This is a genomic window from Pseudazoarcus sp. NS34 (genome assembly GCF_059703725.1).
In genome coordinates this window covers 475,374-491,762 of sequence record NZ_BAAKIZ010000001.1, presented here as the reverse complement: position 1 = coordinate 491,762, position 16,389 = coordinate 475,374, and the positions used below count along the sequence as shown (strand labels likewise).

At 64.6% G+C, this 16,389-nt stretch carries 15 protein-coding genes and 1 riboswitch; of the genes, 7 read left to right on the top strand and 8 right to left on the bottom strand.

Annotated elements, in window-relative coordinates; all coding sequences use genetic code 11:
• Positions 1–4 precede the first annotated feature (4 nt).
• The 5 genes from AC6H0N_RS02420 to metK form a co-directional block, all read right to left on the bottom strand.
• Entirely contained in the window at positions 5–877 is an 873-nt protein-coding gene (locus tag AC6H0N_RS02420) for a carbon-nitrogen hydrolase family protein (protein ID WP_497572457.1), read from the bottom strand.
• The gene (locus AC6H0N_RS02415; protein ID WP_497572456.1) at positions 874–1,530 is read right to left on the bottom strand and encodes a GNAT family N-acetyltransferase; all 657 of its coding nucleotides are present in this window, start codon (positions 1,528–1,530) and stop codon (positions 874–876) included. Before AC6H0N_RS02415 ends, AC6H0N_RS02420 begins: the two co-directional genes overlap by 4 nt.
• Positions 1,531–1,573: 43 nt before the next feature.
• Positions 1,574–2,983: an adenosylhomocysteinase gene (gene ahcY, locus AC6H0N_RS02410; protein ID WP_497572455.1), complete on the bottom strand. Its 1,410-nt coding sequence runs from the start codon at positions 2,981–2,983 to the stop codon at positions 1,574–1,576.
• A gap of 70 nt (positions 2,984–3,053) precedes the next feature.
• A riboswitch (S-adenosyl-L-homocysteine riboswitch) is annotated at positions 3,054–3,148 on the bottom strand.
• 32 nt (positions 3,149–3,180) lie between these two features.
• A complete protein-coding gene (locus tag AC6H0N_RS02405; RefSeq protein WP_497572454.1) occupies positions 3,181–4,260 on the bottom strand; it encodes a calcium/sodium antiporter in 1,080 nt (359 codons plus the stop codon).
• 107 nt (positions 4,261–4,367) lie between these two features.
• Complete coding sequence (metK, locus tag AC6H0N_RS02400; protein WP_497572453.1) at positions 4,368–5,534, bottom strand: methionine adenosyltransferase; 1,167 nt, start codon at positions 5,532–5,534, stop codon at positions 4,368–4,370.
• A 252-nt stretch (positions 5,535–5,786) separates the two neighbouring features.
• On the opposite strand from metK, the gene AC6H0N_RS02395 reads away from it, so the two are divergent.
• Complete coding sequence (locus tag AC6H0N_RS02395; RefSeq protein ID WP_497572452.1) at positions 5,787–6,635, top strand: lysophospholipid acyltransferase family protein; 849 nt, start codon at positions 5,787–5,789, stop codon at positions 6,633–6,635.
• Positions 6,635–7,507, top strand: a complete 873-nt coding sequence (locus tag AC6H0N_RS02390) for a lysophospholipid acyltransferase family protein (protein WP_497573233.1) — start codon at positions 6,635–6,637, stop codon at positions 7,505–7,507. The genes AC6H0N_RS02395 and AC6H0N_RS02390 overlap by 1 nt, the downstream gene beginning before the upstream one ends.
• Here AC6H0N_RS02390 and AC6H0N_RS02385 read toward each other — a convergent pair.
• Positions 7,501–8,166 carry a class II aldolase/adducin family protein gene (locus AC6H0N_RS02385; protein ID WP_497572451.1) on the bottom strand — a complete coding sequence of 222 codons (666 nt, stop codon included), beginning with the start codon at positions 8,164–8,166 and terminating at the stop codon, positions 7,501–7,503. The genes AC6H0N_RS02390 and AC6H0N_RS02385 overlap by 7 nt on opposite strands.
• Positions 8,159–9,232, bottom strand: coding sequence for an S-methyl-5-thioribose-1-phosphate isomerase (gene mtnA / locus AC6H0N_RS02380; RefSeq protein WP_497572450.1), 1,074 nt, complete (start codon positions 9,230–9,232; stop codon positions 8,159–8,161). Before mtnA ends, AC6H0N_RS02385 begins: the two co-directional genes overlap by 8 nt.
• 106 nt (positions 9,233–9,338) lie before the next feature.
• Between mtnA and AC6H0N_RS02375 the strand changes: the two genes are divergently transcribed.
• Genes AC6H0N_RS02375 through AC6H0N_RS02365 form a run of 3 tightly spaced genes read left to right on the top strand, consistent with a single transcriptional unit; the run spans position 9,339 to position 12,468 of the window.
• On the top strand, positions 9,339–9,569 hold the full coding sequence (locus AC6H0N_RS02375; RefSeq protein WP_497572449.1) for a PP0621 family protein: 231 nt from the start codon (positions 9,339–9,341) through the stop codon (positions 9,567–9,569).
• A complete protein-coding gene (locus AC6H0N_RS02370; protein ID WP_497572448.1) occupies positions 9,566–11,125 on the top strand; it encodes a sensor histidine kinase in 1,560 nt (519 codons plus the stop codon). Before AC6H0N_RS02375 ends, AC6H0N_RS02370 begins: the two co-directional genes overlap by 4 nt.
• Entirely contained in the window at positions 11,122–12,468 is a 1,347-nt protein-coding gene (locus tag AC6H0N_RS02365; RefSeq protein WP_497572447.1) for a sigma-54-dependent transcriptional regulator, read from the top strand. Before AC6H0N_RS02370 ends, AC6H0N_RS02365 begins: the two co-directional genes overlap by 4 nt.
• 30 nt (positions 12,469–12,498) lie before the next feature.
• Here AC6H0N_RS02365 and tviB read toward each other — a convergent pair whose 3' ends face one another.
• Positions 12,499–13,809, bottom strand: a complete 1,311-nt coding sequence (tviB, locus tag AC6H0N_RS02360) for a Vi polysaccharide biosynthesis UDP-N-acetylglucosamine C-6 dehydrogenase TviB (RefSeq protein WP_497572446.1) — start codon at positions 13,807–13,809, stop codon at positions 12,499–12,501.
• A gap of 273 nt (positions 13,810–14,082) precedes the next feature.
• Between tviB and AC6H0N_RS02355 the strand changes: the two genes are divergently transcribed.
• Together AC6H0N_RS02355 and AC6H0N_RS02350 are read left to right on the top strand one after the other, a co-directional pair.
• Complete coding sequence (locus AC6H0N_RS02355) at positions 14,083–14,454, top strand: pilin (RefSeq protein ID WP_497572445.1); 372 nt, start codon at positions 14,083–14,085, stop codon at positions 14,452–14,454.
• A gap of 93 nt (positions 14,455–14,547) precedes the next feature.
• Complete coding sequence (locus AC6H0N_RS02350) at positions 14,548–16,389, top strand: hypothetical protein (RefSeq protein WP_497572444.1); 1,842 nt, start codon at positions 14,548–14,550, stop codon at positions 16,387–16,389.

Below are 16,389 nucleotides of genomic sequence, written 5' to 3'. Positions count from 1 at the left end.
CGGATCAGCGGATTCCGACGACCTCAACCGGGTTGTCGTACACGTCATTGCGCTTGTCATACAGCGGAATGGTCGTGCCGTTGACGCGGTTGTGCGTGAGGTTGTCGATGCTCACATCGGCGATCACGATCTGTTCGACGTTGGCCGTGCCTTCGGCGGCGATGCCGTCGCGCGCGAACGGGAAATCCGACGGCGTGATGATGCTGGCCTGGCCGTAGTGCACGCCCAGCCCCTGCACCGGCAGGTTGCCGACGGTGCTGGTCATGGCGACATACACCTGGTTCTCGATGGCGCGCGCGTGGCAGCAGTAGCGCACGCGCAGGAAGCCCTGACGGTCGTCGGTGCACGACGGCACGAACAGGATGTCGGCACCGGCCTCGCACACCATGCGCGAGAGCTCGGGGAACTCGATGTCGTAGCAGATCAGGATGGCGATCTTGCCGTAAGGCGTTTCGAACAGCCGCAGTTGGTCACCGGCGGCGGTGTCCCACATCTCGCGTTCCCAGCGTGTGCGGTGAATCTTGTCCTGCTCGTGCACTTCGCCTTCGGGCGTGAACAGATACGCGGTGTTGTAGAGCTGGCCGTCACGCAGCGTCGGGTGGCTGCCGCCGATGAGGAAGACGCGCCACTCGGCCGCCAGTTCGCGCATCAGATCGATGTAGCGGCTGGTGTAGTCGTGCATGTTGCGCACGGCTTCGGGCATGTCGCGGGTGTCCATGAAGGACAGCAGCTGGGTGGTGAAGATCTCCGGCAGCAGCACGAAGTGCGGACGGTAATCGCCTGCGGCCTGCATGACGAAGCGGACCTGGTTCTCGAAACCGGACCAGTCGTGGATCTGGCGCAGCAGATACTGCACCGCAGCGATGCGTACGATCATCGGTTGTCCTCCTCGGGGATGCGGGTTGGTGCGCCCGGATCGTAGTCCGGGTTGAGCCACACGATCAGTGAGGCGTTGCCGAGCGATTCGGTGTCTTGCGGCAGGTAGCCGTGCACGGTGCCGCAGTAGCTGAAGCCTTCGTGCAGCTGAAAGCCCAGCACGGGATCGCTGATGTCGCCCCAGATTACGCGCTTGGCGTACTCCTCGGCGGTCATGCGGTCGGCAAAGCGGTGATAGCCGGGCATACGGCCACAGGCAATGATGCGCTTGAGGTTCATTTCGCGGCAGATGCGCCGCCGACCCTCGTACAGCGCATGGCCTATGCCGCTGCCGCGCAGATCGGTATTGACGAACACTTCGGCGCCATACAGCGTGCGGCCCATCGGGTTGTGGCTATCGAAGCTGCCGCTGGCGGTGATGTCGTCCCAGGTGTGATGCTCGCCCCAGTCGTCCCAGGTGATGACCAGCGAACTGGCACAGCCGGCCAGCTGGCCGTCCACTTCGGCGATCAGTTGGCCGTGCGGGAAGATGTCGAGCTGGTGGCGCATCTGCTCGGCCGACCACGCCGGAATGTCGGGGTAGACGTGGCGCTGCAGCGCGATCAGCGGTTCGATGTCTTCGGGGCGGGTGTTGCGCACCGTGGCCAGGGGCATGGAGTGTCCTCGCGGGCGCCCCGGCGGACCGGGGCGCAATGCATCAGTAGCGGTAGTGGTCGGGTTTGTACGGCCCTTCCTGCGGGACGCCGATGTAGGCCGCCTGCTCGTCGGACAGTTTGCTCAGCTGGGCGTTGAGCGTCTTCAGTTGCAGACGCGCGACCTTCTCGTCCAGATGCTTGGGCAGCGTATGCACGCCGGCCGGGTAGCGCTCCGGATGGTTGAACAGCTCGATCTGCGCGATGGTCTGGTTGGCGAACGACGAGCTCATCACGTAGCTCGGGTGACCGGTGCCGCAGCCGAGGTTCACCAGGCGGCCCTTGGCCAGCAGGATGATGCGTTTGCCATCGGGGAAGATCACATGATCGACCTGCGGCTTGATCTCGTCCCACTCGTAGGCGTCCAGCGCCGCGACGTCGATCTCGTTGTCGAAGTGACCGATGTTGCACACGATGGCCTGGTCCTTCATGCGCGCCATGTGGTCATGCGTGATGACGTGATAGTTGCCGGTGGCGGTGACGAAGATGTCGGCGTGTTCGCAGGCGTAATCCATCGTGACCACGCGATAGCCTTCCATCGCTGCCTGCAGCGCGCAGATCGGGTCGATCTCGGTGACCCACACCTGGGCCGACAGCGCGCGCAGCGCCTGCGCCGAGCCCTTGCCGACGTCGCCGTAACCGGCGACCACGGCGATCTTGCCGGCGATCATCACGTCGGTGGCGCGCTTGATGCCGTCGACCAGCGATTCGCGGCAGCCGTAGAGGTTGTCGAACTTGCTCTTGGTGACCGAATCATTGACGTTGATGGCCGGGAAGCGCAGCTCGCCGCGCTGGTGCATCTGGTACAGGCGATGCACGCCGGTGGTGGTTTCTTCGGTAACGCCGCGGATCTTCTCCAGGCGCGTCGAATACCACTTCGAGTCGGCGCCAAGCCGGGCCTTGATCGCGGCGAACAGCTCGCGCTCTTCCTCGGAAGTCGGCTTGCCCAGCACCGAGGCATCGGTCTCGGCCCGTGCGCCCAGGTGCAGCAGCAGCGTGGCGTCGCCGCCATCGTCGAGGATCATGTTCGAGTAGCCGCCGTCCGACCATTCGAAGATGCGGTGGGTGTAGTCCCAGTAGTCGGCCAGCGTCTCGCCCTTGACGGCGAACACCGGCACGCCGGTGGCGGCGATGGCGGCCGCGGCGTGATCCTGCGTCGAGAAGATGTTGCACGAGGCCCAGCGCACTTCGGCGCCGAGCGCGGTCAGCGTCTCGATCAGCACCGCAGTCTGGATGGTCATGTGCAGGGAACCCGTAATGCGCGCGCCCTTGAGCGGCTGCGAGGCGGAAAACTCCTCGCGGATGGCCATCAGGCCCGGCATTTCGGTTTCGGCGATGCGGATTTCCTTGCGTCCCCAGTCGGCCAGCGACAGGTCGGCAACGACGCAATCCTTGATGTCAGCCACAGCGTTCATGCTTTGCTCCTGCATGGGCCGGGCGGAAGGCGAGTCTGTGTGCTCGCCCTGTTCCAACCCGGCAAGGTTGGAAAGGCGAGCGCAGTTGTGGCGATGCCGCCGTGTGGCGGCTTCCGAGCCTGGGGCCGGGTGGGAACCCGACGCCTTGCAGCGCTCCTCGGAAACGGGACGGAGTATACCTGACCGCGGGGCTGCGGTCAGCCGGCGTTGCGGTTCTGGTGGCGCATCAGGCTGATGATCAACGCGATCACAGTCAGCGGCATGACGTAGCCCAGCATGGCCGTTGAAAAGGCTGGCACGATGGGGTGACTCTGCGCCGAGAGCACCAGCCAGGCCGTGTAGGCGGCGTAATAGCCCAGGAACACGCCACCCTCCCAGCGCGAGATCTCGCTGCCGGTAAGCATGATCGGCACGCAGGCCAGCGCGACGGCCAGCATCACCCACAGGTCGAAGGCGCGTGCCGCTTCCGGCACCGGAATGCCGCCAGCGTTGATCAGGCCGGTGGCGCCGATGACCGCGAAGATGTTGAACACGTTGGAGCCCACCACGTTGCCGACGGCGATGTCGCGCTCGCCGCGCAGTGCCGCGACGATGGAGGTGGCCACTTCCGGCATTGAGGTGCCGATGGCGACCACCGTCAGGCCGATCACCAGGTCACTCACGCCAAAGGCCTGGGCGACCGCCACGGCAGCGCCGACCAGCCATTCCGAGCCGAGCACCAATCCACCCAGGCCAACCACGATCAGGCCGAGCTGTGCGCTCCAGTGGCGGTCCCATTTCGAGTCCCCCGGCATTTCTGACGCGTACTCATCGGAAAACCCGCGAGAGGCGCTGCGCGATTGGCGGATCAGGAACACCGAGTAGCCCACGACCAGCGCGAACAGCGCGCCGGCTTCCAGTCGCGACACGCTGCCATCGAGCGCCATCACCACGAACAGCACGGAGGCGCCGATCATGATCGGGATCTCCTGGCGGATGATCTGCTCATTGACCAGCAAGGGAGTGATCAGCGCCGAGATGCCGAGAATCAGCAAGATGTTGGCAATGTTGCTGCCCACCACGTTGCCAATGGCCAGATCCGGGTTGCCGCCGAGCGAGGCGCCCACCGATACGGCGAGTTCCGGCGTGCTGGTGCCGAAGGCCACTACGGTGAGGCCGACCACCAGCGGCGAGACGCCAAAGGACAGCGCGAACTTCGAGGCGCCGCGGACGAGCAGTTCTGCTCCGACCACCAGCGTGACGAGACCGAGAACGAAGAACAGGGCGTGGGTGAGCATGATGGAGCCAGTGTCTGAAACGTTGGCGGGCCGCGCGAGGAGTCGCCTCGACGCGGCCCGGCTTGGTGCTGCGGATTATAGCTGGGCGGCGGTTTGCTGCCCTTGTCTTACAGCCCCGCGTCGGCGCGCAGTGCCGCTGCCTTGGTCGTGGCTTCCCACGTAAATTCCGGCTCGTCGCGGCCGAAGTGGCCGTAGGCGGCGGTCTTGGAGTAGATCGGACGCAGCAGGTCGAGTTCCTGGATGATGGCCTTGGGACGCAGGTCGAAATGCTCGCGGATCAGCGCCTCGATACGCTGTTCGTCGATGCGCGCGGTGCCGAAGGTGTTGACCATCAGGCTCACCGGCTGCGCGACGCCGATGGCGTAGGCCACCTGTACCTCGCAGCGCGAAGCCAGCCCGGCAGCGACCACGTTCTTGGCAACCCAGCGCGCGGCGTAGGCGGCCGAGCGGTCGACCTTGGACGGATCCTTGCCGGAAAACGCGCCACCGCCGTGGTGGGCCGAGCCGCCGTAAGTGTCGACGATGATCTTGCGGCCGGTCAGGCCGGCATCACCGTGCGGGCCGCCGATGACGAAGCGCCCGGTCGGGTTGATCAGGTAGCGCACGTTCTCGCCGAGCAGCTCCTTGGGTAGCACCGGCTTGATGATCTGCTCGATCACGGCCTCTGAAATTTCGGCGTGCGAGATGTCCGGGTGGTGCTGCGTGGACAGCACGACGGTGTCGATGGCGACCGGCTTGCCGTCAACGTACTTCACCGTCAGCTGGCTCTTGGCGTCGGGGCGCAGCCACCGCAGGCGGCCGTCCTTGCGCAGCTCGGCCTGGCGCTGGACGATGCGGTGAGCGTAGTAGATCGGCAGCGGCATCAGCGACGGCGTCTCGTCGCAGGCGTAACCGAACATCAACCCCTGGTCGCCGGCGCCCTGATCGAGATCGATGCCTTCGCCTTCATTCACGCCTTGGGCAATGTCGGCCGACTGGCGGTTGATGGCGGTGAGGATGGCGCAGGACTTGTAGTCGAAGCCGACGCTCGAATCGTCGTAGCCGATGCGACGGATCACGTCCTGCACGACTTCGCGGTAGTTGACGTTGGCGCTGGTCGTGATTTCGCCCGAGACCACCGCCAAGCCGGTCGAAACGAGCGTTTCGCAGGCCACGCGGGCGCGCGGGTCTTCGGCAAGAATGGCGTCGAGGATGCCGTCGGAAACCTGGTCAGCGACCTTGTCCGGATGACCTTCCGAAACCGATTCGGAGGTGAAGAGGAATTCTCTGCTCATCGAGCGACTCCCAAAAACAAAAATCCCCGGTTGTTCCGGCGTGGCCGGCTCCGGGGATGTCGAGCGGCGACGCTTTAGCAGTATTTCGTAGGTCGCGGGTGTTCGCGCTGACCGGGCCGCCCTGCAAGTTGTCGTGTTAACTCGGCGGCTGCGCAATAATAGCGCGCTTTGAACTGCGGTCAAACCGGCCGCCTCTTGCGGTGCGCACGCTCGGGCCCTTACCGTGTCCGCACGTTCCGGACCGATCACCTTGTGACCATTCTCTTTCGCCTGCTCTCCCGTCTCCCACTGTCCTGGCTACATGTACTCGGTGCATGGCTGGGCTGGCTCGTATGGTGGTCGTCACCGACGCATCGCCAGCACGTGCGTGAGAACTTGCGTCAGGCTTTCGGCGAAGTGTCGCCGCAGATGCTGCGCGAGGCTATCGCCCACGCCGGTCGGCAGATGCTGGAAGCACCGTTCGTGTGGTGTCGTCCGCTTGACGAGGTGCACGCTCACGTCCTGCGCTTTGAAGGCCGCGAACTGTTCGAAGCGGCGCGTGAACGAGGTCAGAGCGTGCTGATGCTGACCGCGCACCTGGGGTGTTTTGAGGCTTGCCTGCAAGCCGCCGGCGCGCTTACGCCATTGACGGTGTTGTACCGCCCGCCGCGCAAGGCGTCGATGACCGAGGTCGTGGGCTGGCGCGCACGCGGCCCGGTAAGCGTGGCGCCGACTGACGTGGCGGGCGTGCGCAAGTTGGCCAAGGCACTGCGTGCCGGCGAGGTCGCGGCCATCCTGCCCGATCAGGCGCCGCGCGCCGGCGAAGGTATGTGGGTGCCATTCTTCGGCCGTCCGGCGTGGAGCATGACCTTGGCCGCGCGCCTGAGCGAGACGCCGAACACCTGCGTCCTGCTGTGCTGGGCCGAGCGTGTGGCGGGCGAGGGTTGGGTGGTGCGTGCGCGTGCGCCAGTTGAGGCGATCGAGGGCGATCTGGCTGCGCGCTGCGCGGCCATCAACCGTGAAGTCGAGCGCATGGTGCGTGAGTGCCCGACCCAGTATCTGTGGAGCTACGAGCGCTACAAGGTGCCGCGAGGCGTGCCGCAGCCGGAGGGCAGGTCATGATCGCGCGCTTGTCCATCGCCGCACTGTGGTTGCTGCACTGGCTGCCGCTGCCGGCGCTGGCCGCGATCGGGCGTGGGCTCGGGGCGGTGTTGTACCGCATTGCGCATCACCGGCGAGCCGTGGTGCGCGTCAATCTGGAGCTGTGCTTTCCCGAGCTCGACCGCGCCGAGCGCGAACGTCTGACACGCGAGCATTTCAAGGTGCTTGCGCGCAGCATGCTCGAGCGCGGTGTGCTGTGGTGGGGCAGTCGGCAGCGGCTGGAGCGGCTGGTACGCGTCGACAACGAGCATATCCTGCGCCGCCTGCTTGACGAAGGGCGGCCGGTGATCCTGCTGTCGCCGCATTTCGTAGGGCTCGACGCCGGCGGCACGGCGATCACCAGCCGCTTCGACATCGTCTCGATCTACGCACGCCAGAGTGATCCGCTATTCGACCACTGGCTGCACCACGGCCGCAGCCGCTTCGGCGATCAGCTTTTGCTGGCGCGCGACGCCGGCCCGCGCGCGACGGTGCGCGCGATGAAGTCCGGCCGGCCGTTCTACTACTTGCCCGACATGAACTTCCGTACGCGCGACGTGGTGTTTGTGCCGTTTTTCGGTGTGCCGGCCGCCACCATCACCGGCCTGCCGCGTCTGGCCAAGCTCGCCGGCGCTGCGGTGGTGCCGTGTCCGACGCGCATGCTGCCGGACGGTCGCGGCTACGTCGTCGAGATCGGTGAGCCCTGGCCGGACTATCCGAGCGGTGATGTGGAAGCCGATGTGGGGCGCATGAACGCCTGGATCGAATCCGTCGTGCTGACCATGCCGGAGCAGTACTACTGGGTGCACCGGCGCTTCAAGAAACGGCCGACGGGCGAGAAACCGCTTTATTGAGGTGAGCGTCGGCCGGAATTCGCCTGCGGTTGGCCGTAGCCGGCGAAGGCTTCCATTACCTCGGCCATTTCGGCCTCCGACAGCAGCACCGGCTCGCCGAGTTGCAGTACGCGCCAGTACTGCTCGCACAGCGTCTCGAACTCGATCGCCATGTCCAGCGCGTGAGCCGCGTCACGCCCGAAAACCAGCATGCCGTGGTTGGCCAGCAGACAGGCCGAGCGCTCGTGCATGGCTGCGCGCACGGCTTCCGACAGCGCCTGCGTGCCGAAAGTGGCGTAGGCCGCACAGCGCACGGTGGCGCCGCCGAAGCGCGCGATCATGTAGTGGAAAGGCGGGAGGTCGAGCCGGCGGCAAGCCAGGGCTGTGGCGAACGGGGCGTGCGCATGCAGCACCGCGCCAGCGTTGGCGTGGTCGGCATATACGCCCAGATGCATAGGCCATTCGGACGACGGCGCGCGTGCGCCGCGGGCTTCGCCCTCCATCGACACAAAGACCATGTCGTCCGGCGTGCAATCTTCCACCTTGAGCCCGGTGGGCGTGATCAGCATGCCGTCCAGGCAGCGCACGCTGGCGTTGCCGGCGGTGCCGACGTTGAGGCCGCTGGTGTTCAGGCCGCAAGCGGCAGCCAGCAAGGCGCTGCGCAGCGCTGCTTCATTCATGCGCATGCTCCGGGCGCCCCTTGGCCAGTACTTGCGGGGTGAGGGCGCCGCACTCGGTGACGATGAGGTCGATCAGTCGCGCCGGGGTGACATCGAAGGCCAGGTTGCTCGCAGGCGTTTCGGTTGGGGCGAGACGCAGACTGGCCGGCTCGTGGTCGGCGCCCAAGCCGCTGAGCACGCGCACTTCCTCGGCGTCGCGTTGTTCGATGGGCATGTTTGCGCCGTCGCGCAGGGCGGAGTCCACGGTCGAATACGGCGCGGCCACCCAGAACGGCACGCCGTTGTCGCGCGCGGCCAGCGCCTTCAGGTAGGTGCCGACCTTGTTGCAGGTGTCGCCGTTGGCGGCGACGCGGTCTGCGCCGGTGATGACGACATCGACTTCGCCGCGCGCCAGCAGGATGCCGGCAGCGTTGTCGACCACCAGTGTGTGCGGCACTCCGGCTTCGCGCAGCTCCCAGGCGGTGAGCAGGCCCTGATTGCGCGGGCGGGTTTCGCTGACCCACACATGCACGTCGAGCCCGCGCGCGTGGGCCTCGTATACCGGCGCCAACGCTGTGCCGGCACCACAGGTGGCAACCCAGCCGGCATTGCAGTGGGTCATCACACGCACGGCGCCGTTGCGGCCGGTGGCGATGTCGGCGAGCAGCTCGGCTCCATGCCGACCGATGGCGGCGCAGGTGTCGTGGTCATGCTGGCGGATTGCCTCGGCCTCGTCCCAGGCTGCAGCGAGGCGCTGTTGCGGCTGCAATGGCGCCAGACGGTCGCGCATGCGCGCCAGCGCCCAGTGCAGGTTGACGGCGGTCGGGCGGGTGGCGGCCAGCACGCCGCAGACGTGTTCGAGTTGCGCGTCGTCGGCCACCTGGCGCAAGGCCAACGCCACCCCGAATGCGGCGGTGACGCCAATCAGCGGCGCGCCGCGCACCTGCATGTGGGCAATTGCGTGGGCAGACTGTTCGAGATTTTCGACGCGCGCCATGACGACGCGATGCGGCAGCGCGGTCTGGTCAAGCACGACGATCGCGTCGCCGTCGCGCCGCAGGGTCGGGATGGGTTGTTCGAAGGACATGGCGCGATTCTACCGCCGCGTCGTCGCACCAAACGGCGGCGTTTGCGGCAGCAGCCGCATTCACAGTGCTACACTCGATTCGGCCTTTATTCGGGGTAATTGCGTCGTGCGTTTACTGGCAGTCCTGATCCTTGTCCTCATCGTCGGTTGGTGGGCGAGCCGTGCGCTCGAACGCCGCAAGCGACGCCCCGGCGCCATGCCGAAGAAGCCCGCAGCGGAGCGCATGCTGGCCTGTGCCCATTGCGGTGTGCACATCCCCGAAACCGAGGGCGTGCGCAGCGACGCTGGGTTCTTCTGCAGCGACGAGCATCGGCGGCTCGGCAAGCCAGGGCAATGACGGCCCTCGCGCCAGTGCATTCCGACCCGCTGCGCGCGGTGCCGCGCCGCATCTTCAACGCTTTCCGCCTGGTTGTTGCCGGCCTGCTGGTGGTGGCAGGCGCCGGCTTGGGACTGGGTGCGGAGCGCCCGGACATCTTCCTCGTTGCGTCGTGGGCCTACGCGATCTTCGCCTTCGTGTCCGGTTTCCCGGTGGCTGTGCGTCTGGCCGGCGGAGTGGCCGCGCTGTTCCGGCTGCAGTTCATCGTGGATATCGGCGTGCTGACCGTGATCATGGCTGTCAGCGGCGGTCAGGCCAGCGGCGTGGCCGTGTTGATGATGGTGTACTTGGCGGCGGCGGGCGTGCTGGCGGAAGGGCGCATGCCGGTGTTTTTCGCGGCGCTGGCGACGCTGTCGGTGTTGGGTGAGAACGCCTGGCGTAATTTCGATACGGCGAGCGCCTACGACTGGGCGCGGATCAGTGTGGTGTGCGTAGCCTTCTTCGCCATTGCGATCACGGCTCGCTGGCTGGCGCTGCGGGCGCGCACACAGGAGACCCTGGCCGAAGAGCGCGGTGAAGCGCTTGGTCGGCAGCAGGCAATCAATGAACGCATCATCGAAGACATGCCCGACGGCGTGCTGGTGTTTGATGCCGAGGGGCGCGTACGCCAGCTCAATCCGACGGCCGAGGCCTTGCTGGGCGAACGGGCACATCCCGGGGCTCGCTTGCCGGAACTCGCGGCGTTGTTGATGGGTTGCCGCGATGGTGCAGGCATTTGCGAGGTACGCCAGATGCAACTGGAACCTTCGGGCAAGATCGTGCGGTGCCGCGCCGTGCAGGCCGATCCGGCGCAGGATTCGGTGAGTGACGTAGTCGTTTACCTGACTGATCTGGATGAGGTTCAGAAGCAGATCCAGCAGCAGAAGCTCGCTGCGCTGGGTCGTCTGACGGCCAGCATGGCGCACGAAATCCGCAACCCGCTGACGGCGGTGACGCAGGCGGCAGACCTGATCGGCGAAGAGAAGCGCGCAGAGGTCCAGCAGCGACTGGTGCGCATCATCCAGGACAACTCGCGGCGCATCGAGCGCATGGTGCGCGATGTGCTCGCGCTGGGGCGCCGCGACGAGGTGGTGCGCGAAGCACTGCTGCTGGCGCCGGCGCTGGTCGGTATGGTCGACGAACTGGCCCTGTCTGGCGGGGCCGAACGCGCGATCTACGCAATCGATGTGGCCGATGACATAACCTTGTTCATCGATCGGGCGCATTTCCATCAGATCATCGTGAACCTGCTCGGCAATGCGCGTCGCTACTGCTCGGCTCAGCCGGGCGCGATTCGCATCGAGGCGCTGCGGCGGGCCGCCGGTCGCATTGAACTGCATGTGCGTGACGATGGGCCGGGCATTGAGGCATCCCGCCGCAATGGTGTGTTCGAGCCGTTCTACACTACCGATGCGAGGGGCACCGGACTGGGGTTGTACATTGCGCGCGAACTGGCCGAAGCCAATGGTGCGGGTCTGGAACTTGCGCCGGATGATCCCGGCGCCCATTTTGTGCTGAGCGGAAGGAGCCGCCCATGAGCGCCCCGGACTGGACTGCCGATGTCCTTGTAGTGGACGACGAGGATGACATCCGCGAACTGATCGAGCTTTCGCTGCTGCGCATGGGGCTCAGTTGCGAGACAGCCTCTGGCGTGGACGAGGCGCTCGCGCGGCTGGACGCCGGGCGCTATCGCCTGTGCCTGACCGACATGCGCCTGCCGGATGGCGACGGGCTCGACATTGTCGCGCGCATCCAGCGCCAGCATGCTGGCCTGCCGGTGGCGGTGATCTCGGCCTTCGCCAGCGTGGATACGGCGATCCGCGCGCTCAAGCTCGGTGCCTTCGATTTCGTCACCAAGCCGGTTGAGTTGAAGGCCTTGCGGGCGCTGGTGCAGCACGCCATGCGGCTAGACGAGCCCGCGCCGGAAGCTGCCGTGGGCAGTGAGCGCCGTCTGATCGGGCGTTCACCGGCCATCGTGCATCTGCGCGGGCAGGTCGAGCGGCTCGCCCGCAGTCAGGCACCGGTGTTCATCCGTGGCGAATCCGGCACCGGCAAGGAAGTCATCGCGCGCATGATCCATGCGCTCGGCCCGCGCGCGAAGGGGCCGTTTGTGCCGGTCAACTGCGGTGCCATTCCGCCGGAGCTGATGGAGAGCGAATTCTTCGGCCACATGCGAGGCAGTTTCAGCGGCGCAACCGCCGACAAGCCAGGTTTGTTCCGTGCTGCACAGGGCGGAACGCTGTTTCTCGACGAGGTTGCCGAGCTGCCGTTGGCGATGCAGGTCAAACTGCTGCGGGCCATCCAGGAGCGCGCCGTCCGCCCGGTTGGCGCGCATGCCGAAGAAGAAGTGGACGTGCGCATCCTGTCGGCCTCGCACCGCGATCTCGCCGCGCTGGTCGCCGACGGGCGCTTTCGTCAGGATTTGTTCTATCGCATCGACGTCATCGCCCTGCACGTGCCGCCGCTACGCGAGCGCACCGAGGACATCGCGGAACTTGCCATCCACATCCTCGCACGGCTGGCCGCGCGCGACGGCGGGCCGGTGCGGCGCCTGACGTCCGGGGCCTTGCTGGCGCTGCGCGCGCGCGCCTTTCCGGGCAATGTGCGCGAACTCGAGAACCTCTTGGAGCGCGCCTGCGCACTGTGCGAGGGCGACGAAATCGACACGGCCGATATTGCTTCCGACCCGGCGCCAATCGCTCCGGCCGCCGCTTCGCCTCGTTCCTTGCCTGAAACGGCATCGGCTGACGATGCCGACGAGAAGGCGAACATCCTGCGCACGCTTGATGAAACCCGCTGGAATCGCAGTGAGGCGGCACGCCGCCTGGGTATGACCCTGCGCCAGTTGCGCTATCGGCTGCAGAAATGGGGCATGGAGTAGCCGCGTCGTATGCCGGCGGCTGCTCCTCGCCTACAGCCGCAAATCGGCCTCTTCCCGCGTCAGCACGTACTTCAGGTCGTACAACACATGCAGGGGCTTGCCCAGTGCGCGAATGCGCGCGGCGCCGAGTTCCCGGAAGGGCCGGTGCGCCACAGCCAGCACGACGCCGTCGTATTCGCCCTCGCGCGGCGAGGTGACCAGATTCAGGCCGTACTCACGACGCGCCTCCTCGGGGTCGGCGAGCGGATCATGCACCTCCGCCTGAATGCCGTAGTCGGCCAGTTCGCGCACGATATCCACTACCCGCGTGTTGCGCAGGTCCGGGCAGTTCTCCTTGAAGGTCAGGCCCATCACCAGCACCTTCGCACCCTCCACCTCGATGCGGCGACGGATCATCGCCTTGACCAATTGCGAGGCCACCCACGCGCCCATGCCGTCGTTGAGCCTGCGCCCGGCGAGAATGATCTCGGGGTGATAGCCGATGGCCTGCGCCTTGTGCGTGAGGTAGTAAGGGTCGACGCCGATGCAATGGCCGCCGACCAGTCCGGGGCGGAACGGCAGGAAGTTCCATTTGGTGCCGGCCGCCTCCAGTACGGCCTGGGTGTCGATACCCAGGCGGCTGAAGATGATCGCCAGTTCGTTGATCAGCGCGATGTTCAGGTCGCGCTGGGTGTTCTCGATGACCTTGGCGGCTTCGGCCACGCGGATGCTTTCGGCCTTGTGTGTGCCGGCGGTGATGATGGTCGCGTACAGCCGGTCCACCCGATCAGCCGCGGTCGGCGACGAGCCGGAGGTGACCTTGCGGATGCTGGCGATGCGATGCTCGCGGTCGCCGGGGTTGACCCGCTCCGGGCTGTAGCCGACATCAAAATCCTCGTTCAGACGCAGCCCTGAGTGGGACTCCAGCACCGGCACGCAATCTTCTTCCGTGGCACCCGGATACACCGTCGATTCGAATACCACCAGATCGCCGCGCTTGAGCACCCGACCGACCGTCTCGCAAGCGGCCAGCAAAGGGCCGAGATCGGGCCGCTTGTGTGTGTCGATAGGGGTCGGCACGGTGACAATGAAGGTGTTGCAAGCGGCAAGATCACTCGCGTTGGTGCTAAAGCCCAGGCGGTGCGCCGTGCGGAGTTCGTCAGCCGAAATCTCGCAGGTGTCGTCGCACGCCTCGCCCAGCCGCGCGACGCGGTGGGCGGAGATGTCGAAACCGGTTACCGCGTAATGCTTTGCGAACTCCACCGCGAGTGGCAGGCCGACGTAGCCGAGTCCGATGACGGCGATGTGGGGGTTGGCAGAGTGCATGACGGCTACCCGGATGTGATCGTTGGTCGTCATCATAAAGGCATGCGAGTAGATGTGAGGGGCCTGTCCCTTGTTGTCGTGTTGTGACATTCTGTTGGCCCGCGGCTGTCAGCTTGTGACAGGGGTGGTGACGGAAGAGTGTCGCATGCGTAACACATATCTTTAGCTTGCCTGCAAAAGTCCTTGTTTTCCTGCGTGTTTGACATGATGATACGACGCATCCAGTGCTCAGCGCTGGTTCTGGCACGGGTCTTGCGTATAGGGCTTCAGCCGGGTCATCCGCGATTCGACATACAAGGAGTTATCACCATGAAAATGAACAGCGCCAAGCGCACCGCTCAGAAGGGCTTCACCCTGATCGAACTGATGATCGTGGTTGCGATCATCGGCATTTTGGCCGCCGTCGCGCTGCCGCAGTATCGTGACTACACCCAGCGTTCCGCCAACGGCGCTTGCCTGGCCGAAGCCAAGGCCTACATGGGCGCAGCTGTTGCCAACCTCGCTGACGGTCGCTCTGCTCCTGCCTTTACCCAAAGCGCATGTCAAGCGCGAGCTGCTGTCACCGCTGCGCAGTACAATGGCGATGCGTCGATTGTCTTCCAGCCGCTTGCTCGCGGCAACGCCTCCATTGCGCAGAATACGACGTGCCAAGCTGGAACCGGTGCTTGCAGTCTGCCGTAACTTTCCCCTCATGAGATAAGTTTAGTTAAATGAAACAAACCCCGCTTCGGCGGGGTTTGTTTTTGGCGGAATGCGAATTGGGTGAGGAATTGCATGAAATTTTCAACTGTCTTCCCGTTTTGCGTGCTGATCTGCGCGCTATTTGGCATTACTGTTCTTTATCCGGGGGTCGGGGGTGATTTCATTTTTGACGATGCTCCCAATATTGTTCACAACTATGCATTGCACCTGACCGCTCTGGATTTGGATGCGCTGCTTTATGCGGCCTATAGCTTTCAGCCAGGCGGCGGTACTCGCTTTCTTCCGATGCTCAGTTTTGCGCTGGATCATTGGCGGGGTGGGTTGGATGCTGCCGTCTTCCAAGTCACCAATCTGATCATTCACGCCCTGACTACAATAGCGCTTGCGTATTTTCTGCGTACATTGTTCGAAGCAGCGAAAATGCCCCCTGAGCGTGCGGCGCGCGTGGCGCTTTTGGTAGCGCTGTTGTGGGCGGTCCATCCGTTGCAAGTCTCGTCCGTTCTCTATGTGGTCCAGCGCATGCAAACGCTGACCACACTGTTTCTGGTGTTGGCTTTGTTGGCCTACATCAGTGCACGTTTGGCGCAGATCGACGGACGGGCAAGCCGTCCTGCATGGCTCATGACCTTTCTGTGCGGGTTGTTGGCTGTCGGCAGCAAGGAGGATTCGGCTCTTCTTCCGGTCTATGCGCTATTGCTTGAACTGACCGTGCTGCACTTCAGGACGGCTTCCGCCTCACATGCCCGCATTCTCAAGCTCTGCTTTGGTGTTTTCGTTGTTGCCGGAGTCGCGCTCTATGCATTCGTTCTGGTTCCGCAACATTGGCATTGGGAGGCCTACGCCGGACGAGACTTCTCTAGTTACGAGCGCTTGCTGACGCAGGGACGCGTGCTGGTCATGTATCTGGGGCAGATACTGTTCCCCCTGCCGGAGAAATTGCCCTTTTATTACGACAATCTTGTAGTTTCCCGAGGGCTGCTGGACCCGGCGAGCACAGTGTTGTCGCTGAGTCTGATGGTTGGTCTGATTTCAGTGGCTTGGTTGCTGCGCGTGCGAAGGCCTGTCTTTGCGTTTGGTGTGCTGTTCTTCTTTGCTGGCCACTTTGTTACCAGCAACGTGATCGGACTAGAGTTGGCTTTCGAGCACCGTAATCATTTGCCGCTGATTGGCGCACTGCTTGCATTGGCTGACGGAATGTTGTTTGTGTTCGGTCGTTTGAAGATGAGTGCTGGAGGCGCCGCGGCGGTGTTGTTGGCTTTGGTTGTGGCATCAGGCAGCCTCGCCGCCACGAGGGCGACGATCTGGGGAGATCCGATTGCAATGGCGGAGAGAAGTTTGGAGTTTGCGCCCGGCTCGGTACGCGCGAGGATGTTGCATTGCGTGGGGCAGTACCGGCTGAGTGGCGGAGATCCGCAGCATCCCGCGTTTGAGCGTGCAATAGAGAGTTGCGAGGCAGGCGCGGACCTGCCTGACTCCGCCGGGCCGGTCGCGAACGTGCTGACCTTTCGCTCCATCAACGGCACGGTCACGGACGCCGACTGGAGTCGTTATCTTGATCGCCTGAAAACGGTCATGCTCAGCGCCGAGAATGAAAATACCGTATGGGTCATGACCAGCAATGTACGAAGTGGTCTGCCGGTGGACGCAGACAAGGCGCATCAGGCAGTCGAAATATTGGCGTCACGAAGGGGGCTTTCGATTCCGGAAACCATTCATGCGGGATTCTTTGTCCTCGAGCATTCGAGTCGCCCTCAAGCCGCCTTTCAATATTTCGAGCAAGCTGTTCGAACCGCGCCGGAGGATGATCCTTTCATCTCGGTGATGCTGGCGGATCTTGCTCAAGCGGGGCAGGGCGTCTGGGTCGACACACTGACCGCTATGGTGCGCCGTGCCTCTGATGCAGAAGGTGGCTAA

Coding starts and splice junctions, on each gene's coding strand:
- AC6H0N_RS02420 (WP_497572457.1), bottom strand. CDS start 877: ATGATCGTACGCATCGCTGCGGTGCAGTATCTGCTGCGCCAGATCCAC.
- AC6H0N_RS02415 (WP_497572456.1), bottom strand. CDS start 1,530: ATGCCCCTGGCCACGGTGCGCAACACCCGCCCCGAAGACATCGAACCG.
- ahcY (WP_497572455.1), bottom strand. CDS start 2,983: ATGAACGCTGTGGCTGACATCAAGGATTGCGTCGTTGCCGACCTGTCG.
- AC6H0N_RS02405 (WP_497572454.1), bottom strand. CDS start 4,260: ATGCTCACCCACGCCCTGTTCTTCGTTCTCGGTCTCGTCACGCTGGTG.
- metK (WP_497572453.1), bottom strand. CDS start 5,534: ATGAGCAGAGAATTCCTCTTCACCTCCGAATCGGTTTCGGAAGGTCAT.
- AC6H0N_RS02385 (WP_497572451.1), bottom strand. CDS start 8,166: ATGAATGAAGCAGCGCTGCGCAGCGCCTTGCTGGCTGCCGCTTGCGGC.
- mtnA (WP_497572450.1), bottom strand. CDS start 9,232: ATGTCCTTCGAACAACCCATCCCGACCCTGCGGCGCGACGGCGACGCG.
- AC6H0N_RS02370 (WP_497572448.1), top strand. CDS start 9,566: ATGACGGCCCTCGCGCCAGTGCATTCCGACCCGCTGCGCGCGGTGCCG.
- AC6H0N_RS02365 (WP_497572447.1), top strand. CDS start 11,122: ATGAGCGCCCCGGACTGGACTGCCGATGTCCTTGTAGTGGACGACGAG.
- tviB (WP_497572446.1), bottom strand. CDS start 13,809: ATGATGACGACCAACGATCACATCCGGGTAGCCGTCATGCACTCTGCC.
- AC6H0N_RS02355 (WP_497572445.1), top strand. CDS start 14,083: ATGAAAATGAACAGCGCCAAGCGCACCGCTCAGAAGGGCTTCACCCTG.
- AC6H0N_RS02350 (WP_497572444.1), top strand. CDS start 14,548: ATGAAATTTTCAACTGTCTTCCCGTTTTGCGTGCTGATCTGCGCGCTA.